Annotated in this window: 5 protein-coding genes; 1 reads left to right on the top strand and 4 read right to left on the bottom strand. The window is 61.5% G+C overall.

The features are described 5' to 3' along the window. Positions 1 to 9: 9 nt before the first annotated feature. On the bottom strand, positions 10 to 558 hold the full coding sequence (locus AC1DWM_RS09850; RefSeq protein WP_223519282.1) for an RNA polymerase factor sigma-70: 549 nt from the start codon (positions 556 to 558) through the stop codon (positions 10 to 12). Between the two features lie 381 nt (positions 559 to 939). On the opposite strand from AC1DWM_RS09850, the gene AC1DWM_RS09845 reads away from it, so the two are divergent. Next, entirely contained in the window at positions 940 to 13,923 is a 12,984-nt protein-coding gene (locus tag AC1DWM_RS09845; protein WP_477795110.1) for a non-ribosomal peptide synthetase, read from the top strand. A gap of 59 nt (positions 13,924 to 13,982) precedes the next feature. Here AC1DWM_RS09845 and dsbG read toward each other — a convergent pair whose 3' ends face one another. From dsbG to dsbD, 3 genes are read right to left on the bottom strand one after another with little or no spacing between them, the layout of a single operon-like run. Further along, positions 13,983 to 14,753: a thiol:disulfide interchange protein DsbG gene (gene dsbG / locus AC1DWM_RS09840; protein WP_223519286.1), complete on the bottom strand. Its 771-nt coding sequence runs from the start codon at positions 14,751 to 14,753 to the stop codon at positions 13,983 to 13,985. Further along, complete coding sequence (locus tag AC1DWM_RS09835) at positions 14,729 to 15,595, bottom strand: TlpA disulfide reductase family protein (RefSeq protein ID WP_223519288.1); 867 nt, start codon at positions 15,593 to 15,595, stop codon at positions 14,729 to 14,731. The genes dsbG and AC1DWM_RS09835 overlap by 25 nt, the downstream gene beginning before the upstream one ends. Further along, positions 15,595 to 17,328 carry a protein-disulfide reductase DsbD gene (gene dsbD / locus AC1DWM_RS09830; protein WP_477795109.1) on the bottom strand — a complete coding sequence of 578 codons (1,734 nt, stop codon included), beginning with the start codon at positions 17,326 to 17,328 and terminating at the stop codon, positions 15,595 to 15,597. Before dsbD ends, AC1DWM_RS09835 begins: the two co-directional genes overlap by 1 nt. Between the last annotated feature and the right edge of the window lie 42 nt (positions 17,329 to 17,370).

Raw genomic sequence — 17,370 nt, 5'->3', positions numbered from 1 at the left:
ATCCAGATCTTAACGACGAGCAAAAGTATCCGCACGACTCCCCGATACCTTGCGGCAGTGCACCAGCGCATCGCGAATCATGAAATTCACCAGGGTCGGCGAAACACCGAGTTCCTTGGCAATGTCCTTTTGCGGAACCCCGTGCAGGCGATACATCTCGAAGGCGTAGCGGGTACGGCTCGGCAGCTCTGTCAGAGCATCGGCAATATGCTCAAGAGTCGAGAAATTGATGTGCGAGGTTTCGGGAGAGGCACCTTGAATCACCACGTTCAAGCCTTCCTCTTCAGGGCCGGAATACTTTTGCTCCAGCGCCTGCTTGCGGTAGTGGTCGATTGCCAGGTTGCGCACGATTTGGAACAGATAGCTGAGCTGTGCCTTGAACGAGGACGTGATCGGCGGTGCGGATTGCAACCGGAAAAACGCATCCTGTACCACGTCTTCAGCACGTGACCTGCACCCGGTGATGCGGGCTGCAATCTTGACCAGAATCAGTCGATTGTCGACGAACGCTTGAAGTAGCGGTGAATCGCACCTGCTTGTGGATACTGGTTCCATCATGGAAATCACCCTGCTGCAATAAGGTTGGCGGGACGACTCGCAACCTGAGTCGCCCTGCGCGTCGAGCGACAAATTATTCTGAATGATAATTATTGTCAATTGAGAAACAGAACCAATACGCCTCCGTGGTGCAAAGTGCGAACTACCGCACGTCGATGCCCTTGCATGCAGCACCCATCCCCGCTGGCTATCGGGCCTGCCGACTAATTATTTCAAGATGTCATCCGTTCTCATTGGTGAAAGGCGCAGGCTAAATCCCGGCCACACCCGCATTCCCATTGCCTTGCGCGGTCGGCGAAAACCGCGTCCTGCACGCCTACCCATGGGCGTGACGTTAGAAAACCGATTCCACTTGCAAGCCGAAATCAGGCAGGAAACCTCATGACCGACGCGTTCGAACTCCCAAGCACTCTGGTCCAAGCCCTCCAGCGCCGCGCGGCCCTGACGCCGGATCGGGTCGCCTTGCGTTTTCTCGCCGACACCCCGGATCAGGCTGTTGTACTCAGCTATCGCGAGCTGGATCAGCGCGCGCGAATCATTGCCGGTGCGTTGCAGGCCCAGGCGGAATTTGGCGATCGCGCGGTGCTGCTGTTTCCCAGTGGCCCGGATTATGTTGCCGCGTTTTTTGGCTGTTTGTATGCGGGGGTGATCGCAGTGCCGGCCTATCCGCCGGAGTCGGCCAAACGTCACCACCAGAAGCGTCTGCTGTCGATCATCAGCGATGCCGCGCCGTGCGTGCTGCTGACCAGCGTTGATCTGCGCGACGCATTGAAGCAGATTGAAGACGCGCCGTTGCTGCTCTGCGTCGACACCCTCGATGCGCAGTGGGCGAATCGCTGGATCGAGCCGAACCTCGAAGACGACCACATTGCCTTCCTGCAATACACCTCCGGTTCCACCGCGCTGCCCAAAGGCGTGCAAGTCAGCCACGGCAACCTGGTGGCCAATGAACTGTTGATTCGCCACGGCTTTGGCATCGATCTGAACCCCGATGACGTGATCGTCAGCTGGCTGCCGCTGTACCACGACATGGGGCTGATCGGTGGTCTGTTGCAACCGATTTTCAGCGGTGTGCCATGTGTGTTGATGTCGCCAGCGTACTTCCTCGGTCGGCCATTGCGCTGGCTGGAAGCGATCAGCGAGTACGGCGGCACCATCAGTGGCGGGCCGGATTTTGCCTATCGTCTGTGCAGCGAACGCGTCAGCGAGTCGGCCCTGGAGCGGCTCGACCTGAGAGGCTGGCGTGTGGCGTATTCCGGTTCCGAACCGATTCGCCTCGACACCCTGGAAGGCTTCGTCGAGAAATTCGCGCCGTGTGGTTTTACTCCGGACAGTTTCATGGCGTCTTACGGGCTGGCCGAAGCGACGTTGTTCGTTGCCGGTAGTCCTCGCGGGCAAGGCATTGGCAACCTGCGCGTGGACGATCAAGCCTTGGCACAAAACCTGGCGGAGTCGGGCGAGGGCCGCGCGGTCATGAGTTGTGGCATTAGCCAGCCGGACCACGCGGTGCTGATTGTCGATCCTGTCGCGCTCACTGAACGGGCCGACAATGCCGTCGGTGAAGTCTGGGCCAGCGGGCCGAGCATTGCCCTCGGCTATTGGCGTAACCCCGAGGCCAGCGCCAAGACTTTCGTGCAGCACGACGGCCAGACCTGGCTGCGCACCGGAGACCTGGGCTTTATGCGCGACGGTGAACTGTTCATCACCGGACGCCTGAAAGACATGCTGATCGTTCGCGGACACAACCTTTATCCGCAGGACATCGAACAGACCATCGAGCGTGAAGTGGACGTGGTGCGCAAAGGTCGTGTCGCCGTCTTCGCGGTGCACAACGACGGCCAGGAAGGCATTGGCATCGCCGCCGAAATCAGCCGCAGCGTACAGAAAATCCTGCCCCCCGAAGCGCTGATCAACGCCATCCGCCAAGCTGTGGCCGAGGCCTTTCAGGAAGCGCCGAGCGTGGTGGTACTGCTCAATCCAGGCGCGTTGCCCAAGACCTCCAGCGGCAAGTTGCAACGCTCGGCGTGCCGCAATCGCCTGGCGGACGGTAGTCTCGACAGCTATGCACTGTTTCCGTCAGCGCTCACCGAACGTGAAGGAAAGTCCGAGTCGGCGTCTGAATTGCAAACACTGATCGGCCAGATCTGGTGCGAACAATTGCAGGTCAAGCAGATCAATGCAGACGACCACTTCTTCCTGCTCGGCGGCAACTCCATCGCCGCCACCCAAGTGGTCGCGCGTCTGCGCGAAGCCCTCGGTCTGGAGCTGAACCTGCGCCTGCTGTTCGAAGCGCCGACCCTGGGCGCATTTGCTGTCGCTGTGGCTCAGCAGCAACAGGATGGCGGCGTGGCCCAAGGGGCGATCACCCCGTTGTCGCGCACCGAAGCCATGCCGCAATCGCTGGCGCAAAACCGCCTGTGGATCACCTGGCAACTCGACCCGCACAGCAGCGCCTACAACATACCGGGTGCGTTGCGTTTGCGCGGCGAGCTGGATGAACACGCGCTGCGCGCCAGCTTCCAGCAGCTGATCGAGCGCCACGAATCCCTGCGCACGCGGTTCTTCGAGCGCGACGGCGTGGCGCTGCAACAGGTGGATGCCGCCGCTGAGTTCATCCTGCAAGTGATCGACATCAGCGACCTGCCCGCTACCGAGCGTGAAACCCGCGCAGAGCAAATCCGTGAAGATGAAGCCCGTACTCAGTTCGATCTGGAGAAAGGCCCGCTGCTGTGGGTGACCCTGGTGCGCCTCGCTGACGAGGAGCATCAATTGCTGGTAACGATGCACCACATCATCGCCGACGGTTGGTCGTTGAACGTGCTGATCGATGAGTTCTCGCGCTTCTACTCCGCCGCATCCCAAGGACAAACAGCAGCGCCTGCGGCATTGCCGATCCGGTACGCCGACTACGGCAGTTGGCAGCGCCAATGGCTGGCGCAAGGCGAGGGCGAGCGTCAGTTGGCTTACTGGAAAGCCCGGTTGGGCGATGAGCACCCGACCCTAAGCCTGGCCACCGACCATCCGCGTTCGGCGCAGCACACGCATGGCGCTGCCCGTCATTCCGTCAAGCTGGACGCGACCTTGAGCGATGCCATTCGCCAGACCGCGCAGGCTCATGAATCGACACCGTTCATGCTGTTGCTTGCCGCGTTCCAGAGTCTGTTGCACCGCTACAGTGGCCAGCGCGACATCCGCATCGGTGTGCCGAATGCCAACCGTCCACGTCTGGACACACAAGGGTTGATCGGTTTCTTCATCAACACTCAGGTGATGCGCACCGAGGTGGATTCGCGGCAGCCTTTCGCTGAGTTGTTGGCGCAAGCCCGTCAGAGCGCATTGGGCGCCCAGGCGCATCAAGACCTGCCCTTTGAACAACTGGTCGAAGCGTTCCCGCAAGCCCGTGAACAAGGCCTGTTCCAGGTCATGTTCAACCACCAGCAACGGGATTTGAGCGCATTGCGCCGTCTGCCGGGATTACTTGCCGAAGAGCTGCCGTGGCACAGCCGCGAAGCCAAGTTCGACCTGCAACTGCACAGCGAAGAAGACCAGAGGGGGCGCCTCAGCCTGTCCTTCGACTACGCCAGCGAACTGTTTGACGCGGCGACCATCGAGCGTCTGGCCGAACACTTCAGCAACCTGTTGCGCGCCATTTGCGAACAACCCGACACCGCCATCGGTGACCTGCCACTGCTGACCCCGAAGGAACTCGACCAGCAAACAGCCTGGAGCGAGGCGCCTTGCATGCCAGCCGGCCAATGGCTGCCGCAACTGCTCAACGAACAGGCACGCCTGTTGCCTGAACGCACCGCCCTGATGTGGGACGGTGGCTCCATGGACTTCGCCGACCTGCACACCCAGACCAACCGCCTCGCTCATTACCTGCGCGACAAAGGCGTCGGCCCGGACGTGTGCGTGGCCATCGCGGCCGAGCGTTCGCCGCAACTGTTGATCGGCCTGCTGGCGATCATCAAGGCCGGTGGCGCGTACGTGCCGCTGGACCCGGACTACCCGGCCGACCGCCTGGCCTACATGCTCAGCGATAGCGGTGTCGAATTGCTGCTGACCCAAACCGCACTGCTCGAGCGTTGGCCGGCCGCCAATGGCGTCAGCGTAATTGCCATGGACGCGCTCAATCTCGACCGTTGGCCAAGCCATGCGCCGGGACTGCATGTGCACGGTGACAACCTCGCCTACGTGATTTACACCTCGGGCTCCACCGGCCAACCCAAGGGTGTCGGCAACACCCACGCGGCGCTTGCCGAGCGGCTGCAATGGATGCAGAACACCTATCGCCTGAACGACACCGATGTGCTGATGCAAAAGGCGCCGATCAGTTTCGACGTATCGGTGTGGGAATGCTTCTGGCCGTTGATCACCGGCGCACGTTTGCTGATTGCCGGCCCCGGCGAACACCGTGATCCGCATCGCATTGCGCAGCTTGTTCAAGAGCACGGCGTCACCACGCTGCACTTTGTACCGCCGCTGCTTTCGTTGTTCACCGACGAACCGCTCACCGCGCAATGCACCAGCCTGCGCCGTGTGTTCTCCGGTGGCGAAGCCTTACCGGCGGAACTGCGCAACCGCGTGCTGGAACAGTTGCCCGCTGTGCAACTGCACAACCGTTATGGCCCGACCGAAACCGCGATCAACGTCACCCATTGGCATTGCACCACGGCCGATGGCGAGCGCTCGCCAATTGGCCGTCCGTTGGGAAATGTCATTTGTCACGTTCTCGACAGCGACCTCAATCCTGTACCTGCGGGCGTACCCGGCGAGCTGTGCATCAGCGGTATCGGCTTGGCGCGCGGCTATCTGGGCCGTCCGGGCCTGACCGCCGAACGTTTTGTCGTCGATCCGCTGGGCGAGCAGGGCGCGCGTCTGTACCGCACCGGCGACCGCGCGCGCTGGACCGCTGATGGCGTGATCGAATACCTCGGTCGCCTCGATCAGCAGGTCAAACTGCGCGGTTTCCGTGTTGAGCCACAAGAAATCGAAGCGCGGTTGCTGGCGCAGCATGGCGTCGCGCAAGCCGTGGTGCTGGTGCACGAGACGGCGGTGGGCAGGCAGTTGATCGGCTACTACACCGCCACTGAAACCAGCGAAACCGAGGACGCTCAAACCGCACGCCTGAACACCACGCTGGCGGCTGAGCTGCCCGAATACATGGTGCCGGCGCAGTTGATGCGATTGGCCCAAATGCCCCTGAGCCCGAGCGGCAAGCTCGACCGCCGCGCGTTGCCCGAGCCACAATGGCAAGTACGTGAACACGTCGAACCGGTTACCGCACTGGAGCAACAGATCGCCAGCATCTGGCGCGAAGTGTTGGGCCAGGCTCAAATCGGTCTACGCGACGACTTCTTCGCCCTCGGCGGCCATTCGTTGCTGGCCACGCAAATCATCTCCCGCACCCGCCAGGCCTGCGACGTCGAGCTGCCGCTGCGTGCGCTGTTCGAAAACAGTGAGCTGGGCGCCTTCGCCGATCAGGTTCGGCTGATTCAAGTCAGCGGCAAGACCAACCAACAGCCACCGATAGACAAAGTCGACCGCAGCCAGCCGGTGCCGCTGTCCTATTCCCAGCAGCGCATGTGGTTCCTCTGGCAGATGGAGCCGGACAGCCCCGCGTACAACGTGGGAGGCATGGCGCGGCTGCGCGGGGTGCTCGATGTCGGGCGTTTTGAGGCCGCGTTGCAAGCGCTGATCATGCGACACGAAACCCTGCGCACCACGTTCCCGAGCGTCGATGGCGTGGCCCGGCAACAGGTCCATGCGCAAACAGGCCTGCGCATGGAGTGGAAGGATTTTTCGGCACTGGCTGGCGAAGTCCGCGAGCAACGAGTCCAGCAACTGGCTGACGACGAGGCACATACACCTTTCGATCTGGAAACCGGCCCTTTGCTGCGCGCCTGCCTGGTCAAGACCTCCGGGCATGAACATTACCTGGTGCTGACCCTGCACCACATCGTCACCGAAGGCTGGGCGATGGACATTTTCGCCCGCGAACTGAGCGCGCTCTACGAAGCCTTTGTCGATGACCGCGAATCACCGCTGGCGCCGCTGCCAGTGCAGTATCTGGATTACAGCGTCTGGCAGCGTCAATGGCTGGAGTCCGGCGAACGTCAGCGCCAGCTTGACTACTGGACCGCGCAACTGGGCCGTGAACACCCGCTACTGGAATTGCCGGCGGACCGTCCGCGTCCACCCGTGCAAAGTCATCAGGGCGAACTGTTCCGTTTTGACCTGAGCGATGACCTCGCTGTACGAATCCGCGCCTTCAATGCGCAAAACGGTCTGACCCTGTTCATGACCATGACTGCCGCGCTGGCCGTGCTGCTTTACCGCTACAGCGGCCAGACCGACCTGCGCATCGGTGCTCCAGTGGCCAACCGGATTCGCCCGGAAAGCGAAGGGTTGATCGGTGCCTTCCTCAACACCCAAGTACTGCGTTGCCGGCTCGACGGGCAGATGTCCGTCGGTCAATTGTTCGCGCAGGTGCGCCACACGGTGATCGAAGGCCAGTCCCACCAGGACCTGCCGTTTGATCATCTGGTGGAAGCGTTGCAGCCACCGCGCAGTGCCGCTTACAACCCGCTGTTCCAGGTGATGTGCAACGTGCAGCGCTGGGAGTTTCAGCAGAGCCGCACTCTGGCCGGCATGACCGTCGAGTACCTGGCCAATGATGCGCGAGCGACCAAGTTTGACCTCAATCTGGAAGTCACCGATCTCGATCATCGCCTTGGTTGCTGCCTGACCTACAGCACGGATCTGTTCGATGAACCACGCATTGCGCGCATGGCCGGGCACTGGCGCAATTTGCTGGAAGCGCTGCTGGCCGACCCGCAACAGCGCCTCAGTGAACTGCCTTTGCTGGACACCAGCGAACAGCAAACACTGCTCGATAGCCTCGGCATCGAGCCGGGTGAGCATCGCCTCGACCAGTGCATTCATCACTTGTTCAGTGAGCAGGCGCTGGCCCGTCAAGACGCGCCGGCCCTGATCTTTGCCGGGCAGACTCTGAGTTACGCCGAACTCGACAGCCGCGCCAATCAACTGGCCTGGATGCTCCGCGAGCGCGGCGTCGGTCCGCAGGTGCGCGTTGGTCTGGCGCTTGAGCGGTCGCTGGAAATGGTCATCGGCCTGCTGGCAATCCTCAAGGCCGGCGGCGCCTATGTGCCGCTGGACCCGGAATATCCGCTGGACCGTTTGCATTACATTATCGAAGACAGCGGCATCGGTTTGCTGCTCAGCGATGCGGCGATGTTAGAAGCCCTCGGTGAGTTGCCGACAACGGTCGCTCGTTGGTGCCTGGAAGAGGACACTGTCGGGCTGGCCAATTACCCGACCACCGAGCTGCCGTTTATCAGCCTGCCGCAGCATCAGGCCTATCTGATTTACACCTCCGGCTCCACCGGCAAACCGAAAGGTGTGGTGGTGTCTCACGGCGAGATCGCCATGCATTGCCAAGCCGTCATTCAACGCTTCGGCATGCGCCCGGACGACTGTGAGCTGCACTTTTATTCCATCAACTTCGACGCCGCGACCGAGCGTTTGCTGGTGCCCCTGTTGAGCGGCGCGCAAGTGGTTTTGCGGGCGCAAGGGCAGTGGGATGCGCAAGAAATCTGCGGTTTGATCCGTCGACACAACATCAACATCCTCGGCTTCACCCCAAGCTACGGCAGCCAATTGGCGCAATGGCTGGCGACCCAGGGCGAAACCCTGCCGGTGCGCATGTGTATCACCGGCGGCGAGGCCCTGACCGGCGAACACCTGGCGCGCATCCGCGCCGCGTTCAAGCCGGGGCTGTTTTTCAACGCTTACGGTCCGACGGAAACCGTGGTCATGCCACTGGCCAGTCTCGCGCCCGAACAGCTGGAAGAAGGCTTGGGCAGCGTGCCGATTGGCAGCGTGATTGGCGCGCGGGTGGCGTACATTCTCGATGCGGATCTGGCCCTCGTACCGCAAGGGGCGATCGGCGAGTTGTACGTCGGCGGCGCCGGTCTGGCGCAAGGTTATCACCAGCGTCCGGGCATGACGGCCGAGCGTTTTATCGCCGACCCTTTCGCCGTGGATGGCGGGCGTATTTACCGCACCGGCGACCTGGTGCGCCAACGGGCCGATGGGCTGGTGGAATACCTCGGACGCATCGACCATCAAGTGAAGATTCGCGGTTTCCGCATCGAATTGGGCGAGATCGAAACCCGCCTGCTGGAACATGCATCGATCCGTGAAGCAGTGGTGCTGGCGCTTGATGCGCCGAGCGGCAAACAACTGGTGGGCTATCTGGTTACCGAGGTGGCGGAACAGGACGAAGCGCAACAAGCCACACTGCGCGAAGCCCTCAAGACGCACCTCAAATCACAACTGCCGGATTACATGGTGCCGACGCACCTGATCCTGCTGACCAGCATGCCGCTGACCGCCAACGGAAAACTGGACCGCCGTGCATTGCCGGCGCCGGATCTGGAGCTGAACCGTCAGCACTATGTGGCGCCGAGCAATGCGCTTGAACTGACCCTGGCCGCGATCTGGTGCGAAGTGCTGAACGTCGCGCAGGTCGGCCTTAACGACAACTTCTTCGAGCTGGGCGGCGATTCGATTCTGTCGATTCAGGTGGTCAGCCGGGCACGGCAGCAGGGCATCCATTTCAGCCCCCGCGACTTGTTCCAGCACCAGACCGTGCAAACCCTGGCCGCCGAGGCGACCTGCACCGAACAGGTCACCGCCGAGCAAGGCTTGCTCACTGGTGAATCGCGTCTGACACCGATTCAGCATTGGTTCTTCGATACCGACATCCCCGAGCGCCAACACTGGAACCAGGCGTTGCTGCTGGAACCGACCGTGGCGCTGGAACCTCATCGCCTGGAACAAGCGTTGCTGGCGGTGATCGAGCAGCATGACGCCTTGCGCCTGCGTTTCACCGAAGTAGCCGGGCAATGGCGGGCCGAACACCAACCGGTGTCCGACACCGAGTTGTTGTGGCAAGTGCGCGTGCCGGCCATGGACCAGTGCGAAGCGTTGTTTGCCGATGCCCAGCGCAGCCTCGACCTCGAAACGGGGCCGTTGCTGCGTGCGTTGCTGGTCGATGGCCCCGAGGGGCAACAACGGCTGTTGATCGCCATTCACCACTTGGTGGTCGACGGTGTTTCGTGGCGGGTACTGCTGGACGATCTGCAAACGGTTTACCGTCAACTGGAGGCCAGGCAAGCGGTCAATCTGCCGGCCAAAACCAGTGCCTTCAAGGACTGGGCGGCACGTTTGCAGGCGTACGCCGGCAGCGAGTCCCTGCGTGAAGAATTGAACGGGTGGCAGTCGCAACTGGCCGGGCCTGATGTCGCGCTGCCGTGCGATTGTCCCGATGGCGGCCGGCAGAATCGCCATGCACAAACCGTCAGTGTGCGCCTCGATGCAGAGCGCACACGGCAATTGCTGCAACAGGCCCCGAGTGCTTACCGCACGCAGGTCAACGACCTGTTGCTGACGGCGCTGGCCCGCGTGGTGTGTCGCTGGAGCGGCGATGAATCGGCACTGATTCAACTGGAAGGTCACGGCCGCGAAGCCCTGTTCGACGAGATCGACCTGACCCGCACCGTGGGCTGGTTCACCAGCGCCTACCCGCTGCGGCTGACCCCGTTGGACGGGCAGGGCGCCTCGATCAAGGCGATCAAGGAACAACTGCGCGCCTTGCCGCATAAAGGCTTGGGTTATGGCGTGCTGCGTTATCTGGCCGACGACTTGTGCCGCCAGACCATGGCGGCGCTGCCGGTCGCTCCGATCACTTTCAACTACCTCGGTCAGTTCGACCAGAGCTTTGGTGCTGATGCCTTATTCCGTCCGCTCGATGAACCGGTCGGCGCGGCCCACGATCCGCACGCGCCGCTGCCCAATGAGCTGAGTGTCGACAGTCAGGTCTATGGCGGCGAATTGGTGCTGCGCTGGACCTTCAGCGCCGAACGTCACGACCCGCAAGCCATTGCTGATTTGGCCGATGCTTATCTGTGCGAACTGCAAGGCCTGATCGAGCATTGCCTGCAAGACGATACGGGCGGCCTGACGCCGTCGGACTTCCCGTTGGCGAAACTGACCCAAGCGCAACTCGACGCATTGCCGGTTCCGGCGGCCGTGATCGAAGACGTCTATCCGCTGACCCCGATGCAGGAAGGCATGCTGCTGCACACCTTGCTGGAGCCGGGCACCGGACTCTATTACATGCAGGACCGTTACCGCATCAACAGCGAACTCGATCCGCAGCGATTCGCCCAGGCCTGGCAAGCAGTGATCGCCCGTCACGAAGCCCTGCGCGCCTCGTTTTGCTGGAACGTCGGCGAAGACATGCTGCAAGTGATCCACAAACCGGGCAGCACGCCAATCGAGTACCTCGACTGGAGCGCGATGGCCGAATCCGAGCAAGAACCGACGTTGCAGGCCTTGCTGAAAAGCGAGCGCGAGGCCGGGTTCGATCTGCTCAATCAGGCACCGTTCCACCTGCGCCTGATCAAGGTCGGCGCGGCGCGTTACTGGTTCATGATGAGCAACCATCACATCCTGATCGATGCATGGTGCCGCTCGCTGTTGATGAACGATTTCTTTGAGATCTACACCGCCCTCGGCGAGGGACGCGAAGCGCAATTGGCCGTGCCACCGCGTTACCGCGACTACATCTGCTGGCTGCAACGCCAGAGTCTGGCCGAAGCGCGGCAGTGGTGGAAAACCAACCTGCAAGGCTTCGAACGGACCACGCCGATTCCGAGCGATCGACCGTTCCTGCGCGAACACGCCGGCGAAAGCGGCGGCATGATCGTCGGCGACCGCTACACCAGGCTTGATGCCCGTGACGGTGCGCAGCTGCGTGAACTGGCGCAGGCACATCAGCTGACCATCAACACCTTCGCCCAAGCGGCGTGGGCGCTGGTGCTGCGGCGCTTGAGCGGTGATCGCGACGTGCTGTTCGGCGTCACGGTGGCCGGGCGTCCCGTGGACATGCCGCAGATGCAACGCACGGTCGGGCTGTTCATCAACAGCATTGCGCTGCGGGTGAAAATGCCCGAGGACGATCAGCGTTGCAGCGTCCGCCAATGGCTCAGCGCTTTGCTCGACAGCAACATGCAGCTGCGCGAGTACGAATACCTGCCGCTGGTGAGCATTCAGGAAAACAGCGAACTGCCTAAAGGGCTGCCGCTGTTCGACAGCCTCTTTGTCTTTGAAAACGCCCCGGTGGAAGTGTCGGTGCTGGACCGGGCACAAAGCCTCAACGCGACCTCTGATTCGGGCCGCACCCACACCAACTTCCCGCTAACGGCGGTGTGCTATCCGGGCGATGACCTCGGCTTGCACCTGTCTTACGACCAGCGCTACTTCGATGAGTCGACCATCGAACGAATGCTCGGTGAGTTCAAGCGTTTGCTGCTGGCGCTGGTCGAAGGGTTCCATGGCGACATGGCCGATTTGCCGCTGCTGGGTGCCGAGGAGCAGGACTTCCTGGTCCATGACTGCAATCAGAGCGAACACGAATACTCACTGGAGCAAAGCTACGTTGCGTTGTTTGAAGCTCAGGTGACTGAGCATCCGCAGCGGATAGCCGCTAGTTGCCTGGATCAGCAATACAGCTACGTTGAGCTGAACCAGCGCAGTAACCGCCTTGGTCACGCCCTGATCGCCGCCGGTGTCGGGCTGGATCAACCGGTGGCGTTGCTGGCCGAACGTAATCTCGATTTGCTGGGCATGATCATCGGCAGCTTCAAGGCGGGGGCGGGTTATTTGCCGCTGGACCCAGGCCTGCCGAGCCAGCGCCTGAGCCGGATCATCGAATTGAGCCGCACGCCGTTGCTGGTGTGCACTCAGGCCTGCCGCGAACAAGCGCTGGCGTTGCTGGACGAGTTCGCTTGCGCCCAGCGGCCCAGGTTATTGGTCTGGGAAGAGGTGCAGGCGAGCGCCGTTTCGGTGGCTAATCCAGGCATCTACAGCGGGCCGGATAATCTCGCCTACGTGATCTACACCTCGGGCTCCACCGGTTTGCCCAAGGGCGTGATGGTCGAGCAGCGCGGCATGCTCAATAACCAGTTGAGCAAGGTGCCGTACCTGAATCTGAGTGATAACGATGTGATCGCTCAGACGGCTTCGCAAAGCTTCGATATATCGGTCTGGCAGTTCCTTGCCGCGCCGTTGTTCGGTGCGCGGGTAGACATCGTGCCGAACGCCATCGCCCATGATCCACAAGGCCTGTTGGCGCACGTTTCGGCGCAGGGCATTACTGTGCTGGAGAGCGTGCCATCGTTGATTCAAGGCATGCTCGCCCAGGAGCGCATGAGCCTGGACGGCCTGCGCTGGATGCTGCCGACTGGCGAAGCGATGCCGCCGGAACTCGCGCATCAATGGCTGCTGCGTTACCCGGAAATTGGCTTGGTGAATGCCTATGGCCCGGCGGAATGTTCGGATGATGTGGCGTTCTTCCGCGTCGATCTGGCCTCGACGCGCGGCAGCTATTTGCCGATTGGTACGCCGACCGACAACAACCGTTTGTACCTGCTCGATGGCGCGCTGGAACTGGTGCCGTTGGGCGTGGTGGGCGAGTTGTGCGTGGCAGGCACCGGGGTCGGACGCGGGTATGTCAGCGATCCGCTGCGCACGGCGCAAGTGTTTGTGCCGAACCCGTTTGGCGCGCCGGGGGATCGACTGTATCGCACCGGCGACCTGGCCCGTCGGCGCAGTGATGGTGTATTGGAATACGTCGGGCGTATCGACCATCAAGTGAAGATTCGCGGTTACCGCATCGAACTGGGGGAAATCGAAGCGCGCCTGCACGAACAGCCGGAAGTCCGCGAAGCGGCGGTGGGTGTGCAGGACGGGGTGAACGGCAAGCACCTGGTCGGCTATTTGGTAGCGGCCAATTCTGCGCTCAATCCGACCGAACGCCTGGAGCGGATCAAGCAACAACTGCGCGCCGAGCTGCCGGAATACATGGTGCCGTTGCACTGGTTGTGGCTGGATCGCCTGCCGCTCAACGCCAACGGCAAACTCGATCGCAAGGCGTTGCCAGCGCTGGGGATAGGCCAGTTGCAAAGTCAGGATTATCTGGCGCCACGCAATGAGCTGGAGCAGACGTTGGCGGATATCTGGGCGCAGGTTCTGAAGGTCGAGAAGGTCGGTGTGCGCGACAATTTCTTCGAACTGGGCGGGCATTCATTGCTGGCGACGCAGATTGCATCGCGGGTGCAGAAAGCGCTGCAACGTGATGTGCCGCTGCGGGCGATGTTTGAATGCAGCACGGTGGCGGAGCTGGCTGAGTACATCGAAGGGTTGGTGGCGAGTGACATCACCGAGGAGAAGGTGGATCGGCTGAATGACCTGATGGCAGCTTTGGAGGGGCTCTAAATATCTAGCGTCTGTACTGGCCCCTCCGGGCGGCGTTCCGACGAAGGGGCCGGTAAGGCCTACTTCGGCCCGAGAATCTTCGCCAACTTGTCCGGCGAAGGCGCGCCTTGCTGCTGTTGCAGCTCGCCCTTGTCATCCATGTAGAAAATCGCCGGGGTTGCCTGCAACTCCAGGTCTTCCATCAACTGCATGTTCGCCGCCAGTTTCATCTGAATCGCCGGCGGCACCTCCTTGAGGGCCTTGAGCGAACTCTCCTTGCCAGCCTTTTCGTGTTCTTCCAGCGCTTTGCCCGGGTCTTTGGCCGCCAGCAACGCAGCCGATTTGCCTGGACTGTCTTCGCGAATGATCCCGACCATGATGTGCCGCAATTGCACCTTGCCGGCCTTCACCCACGGGCGCGCTTGTTCCCAGAACACGTTGCAATAAGGGCAGTTCGGATCGCTGAACAGATACACCACACGCGGGGCATCTTTTTTGCCATCACCGATCCAGTTGCTGGCTTCCATCTTGCCCCAGACTTCCTTGGACATTGGCGCGTAAACCAGTTTCTGCAACGGTGCGGTGGTCAGGTCTTTGCCGTCGGCATCGTAGAGGTTGCCGAGCAATACATGCTTGCCATCCGGGGTCAGGTACAGCGCCATGCCACGGTTCTGGTATTGCGCTGCATAGCCGCGCAAGCCGTCGGGTGCATCGAACTGGCCGACGATTTTCGCGCCCTTGGCTTCGATCTTCTTGATCGCTTCAGGCAGTTCTTCAGCGGCCTGTACCGACGGCAGGTGCAGCAGGGCTGCGCACAGGGGCAGCGTCAGCAGGTGGCGGAGGCGGGGCATGGCAGTTTCCTTGAAGAGGGGGACGGTGTGGCAGAAGTAGGGGTGTCGAAGTTTTCCAGGGCGCGGGCCAGGCTGGCTTGCGAGAGTTCGCCCAAATGGCTGCCCAGCAGGCGACCGTCATTGCTATAGAACAGCGTAGTCGGCAACGCCATCGAACCCACGGCCTGACTCAAACGACCGCCGCCATCGAACAGCACGTTGGTCAGGCTCAGGCCCTGGGTTTCGAGAAAGGTGGCAACGCTTTGCATGCTTTCGGCCTGATTGACGAACAGGAACGTCAGGTCTGGCCGGTGTTGCTGGGCATTTTCCAGTACCGGCATTTCTCGACGGCACGGCGGGCACCAGGTGGCCCAGAGATTGATCACCAGCGGACCGCCCTGGTAATCGGCCAGTTGCACGGTTTCACCGGCGGCATTGCGCAAGGTGATTTCCGGCAGGCGCGTGCCTTGTTCGTAAATGCCCAGGGAGACGGTCGCCAGTAGCCAGAACGCCAGACCGCTGCCCACGCCGAATCCTAGTGGCCGGCGCAAACCCGGACGACGCCAGCCGCGATACAACGCCGCGAGCAGCAACACGATCACCCCCGGCCAGGCGAGAAAGCCACCGTCGCGCAGGTCGATGATTTGCCACGGATCGTTGCGATAGTGCGCCCAGTAAACGGCGACGAAACTGACCCGGGCTGCCAGCATGCCCATCAGGAACAGGCTGAACAGCACCGACTCGGGGTTCTCGCCACCCCGCTTGGCCACCCGCCAGCCGACAAACGTCGCCAGCGCCAGGGCGCTGATCAGCAGCAGATGGTTAAGCGCGATGGCAAAGGTGCCGAGGGTGAAAGTCAGCATTAACGGGCGTCTCGGGTAGTGGTCCAGCGTTGCAGGAAGGTGTCGGCATCGACCTCGCCGGTGATGCGCTGGCTGCGACGCTCTTCGCCGTCGGCGCCGATCCACAGAAAACTCGGTGGCCCCGGCACTTTATAACGGCCGAGCAGGTCGCGGCTGGCGGCATTGTCGGCGGTGACATCCAGCCGGAGCAAGCGCACATCGCTCAACGCTTGCATCACGTTGGCTTTGCCGAAGACCTGTTTTTCCATGACTTTGCACGAGACGCACCAGTCGGCGTAGTAATCCAGCAGCACCCACTGGCCCTGAGCCTTGGCCGCGTCCAGTTCCCGTTGTAGCGCTTGCGGGTCTTTGATCGTGGTGAAGGCTTCGTGGCCGACAGGTGCGGCGGCACTGGCCGTGTTTGTACCGCGATAGACCTGCAGTGGTTGAAACAAATCGTCGCTACCGCCCGCTGCACCGATTACCAACAGACTGCCCCACAAACCCAACAGCCATGAGCTGGCGCCGAACACGTGCGCCGTACGACCAAAACCGCTGGACTGCAGCCAGGCGCTGTAAGCCGCCATCAACAGCAATGCGCCGCACAAACCGATCCACAGCGATTCATTCAACACCGGGCGCAACATCAGTAACGCCGTGGCGAGGAACAGGAAACCGAAGATGCCTTTGAGCAGATTCATCCACGCACCGGGTTTGGGCAAGAAGCGGTTGCCGATGGTTACCAGCAGCAACAACGGCACACCGATGCCGATGCCCATGGCGAACAGAATCAACCCGCCATGCAGCGCATTACCGCTTTGCGCGATGTAGAGCAGGGCACCGGCCAACGGCGCGGTCATGCATGGACCCACCAGTAAACCGGACAAGGCGCCCAGCGCACCAGCGCCAACCAGACTGCCTCCACGCTGATTGCGCGACACGTTTTCCAGACGGTCGCGCACGGCCACCGGCAATTGCAGTTCGAAAAAACCGAACATCGGCAACGCCAACAGCACAAACACCGCCGCGAAGCTACCCAGAAGCCACGGGTTTTGCAGCAACGCTTGCAGGTTCGCACCCAGCAACGCGGCCAACACGCCCATCGCCGCATACACCAGCGCCATGCTCACCACGTAGCTGCCCGCCAGGGCAAACCCACGTTTAGGCGTGGCGCCGCTGCCAACAACCAAGCCGGCCAGAATTGGCAGCATTGGCAACGAACAAGGCGTGAACGCCAGCAGCAGACCCAAACCGAAAAACACCAGCAAACTCCAGCCCAGCGCCCGTTGTTGCAGGTCGCTGGCCAGGGTTTGATCCGGTGCTTCGTTGGCGGCGACCGTGACGTCGCCGCCCAAATCCACCACCTGCGTTTGCGGCGGGTAGCACAAGCCGGCATCGGCGCAGCCCTGGAAACCCACCTTTATCTGACCGGTCGCACCCGCCGGGATCTTCAGTTCCAGGCCCTGGCGGTAAACCTGTTGTTCGCCGAAAAACTCGTCGCTGTGTGCTTCGCCTTCTGGCAAGGCGGGATGCTGTTCAGCAGGCAATCCATCGAATTTCAGGCGCTTCTGATAAAGGTAATAACCGTCGGTAATCTGCCAATAGAGCTGTGTTTCACCGGATTCAAGGCGTTCAGAGGTAAACACGAACGCCTTTTCCACCGGCAAAAATTCAGGTTTGGTATCGAACGGATTGGTCCCTGCCTGGGCCAGACCCGAGATCAAGAGGACAAAAAATAGAAACAGACGACGCATGGGTGAGCCTTATCCCTGTGCAGGTGAGGTGCACAATGGGAG

The organism is Pseudomonas sp. P4_C8, assembly GCF_056401975.1.
The sequence above is the reverse complement of the archived record's forward strand: the minus strand, read 5'-3'. Positions and strand labels throughout refer to the sequence as shown.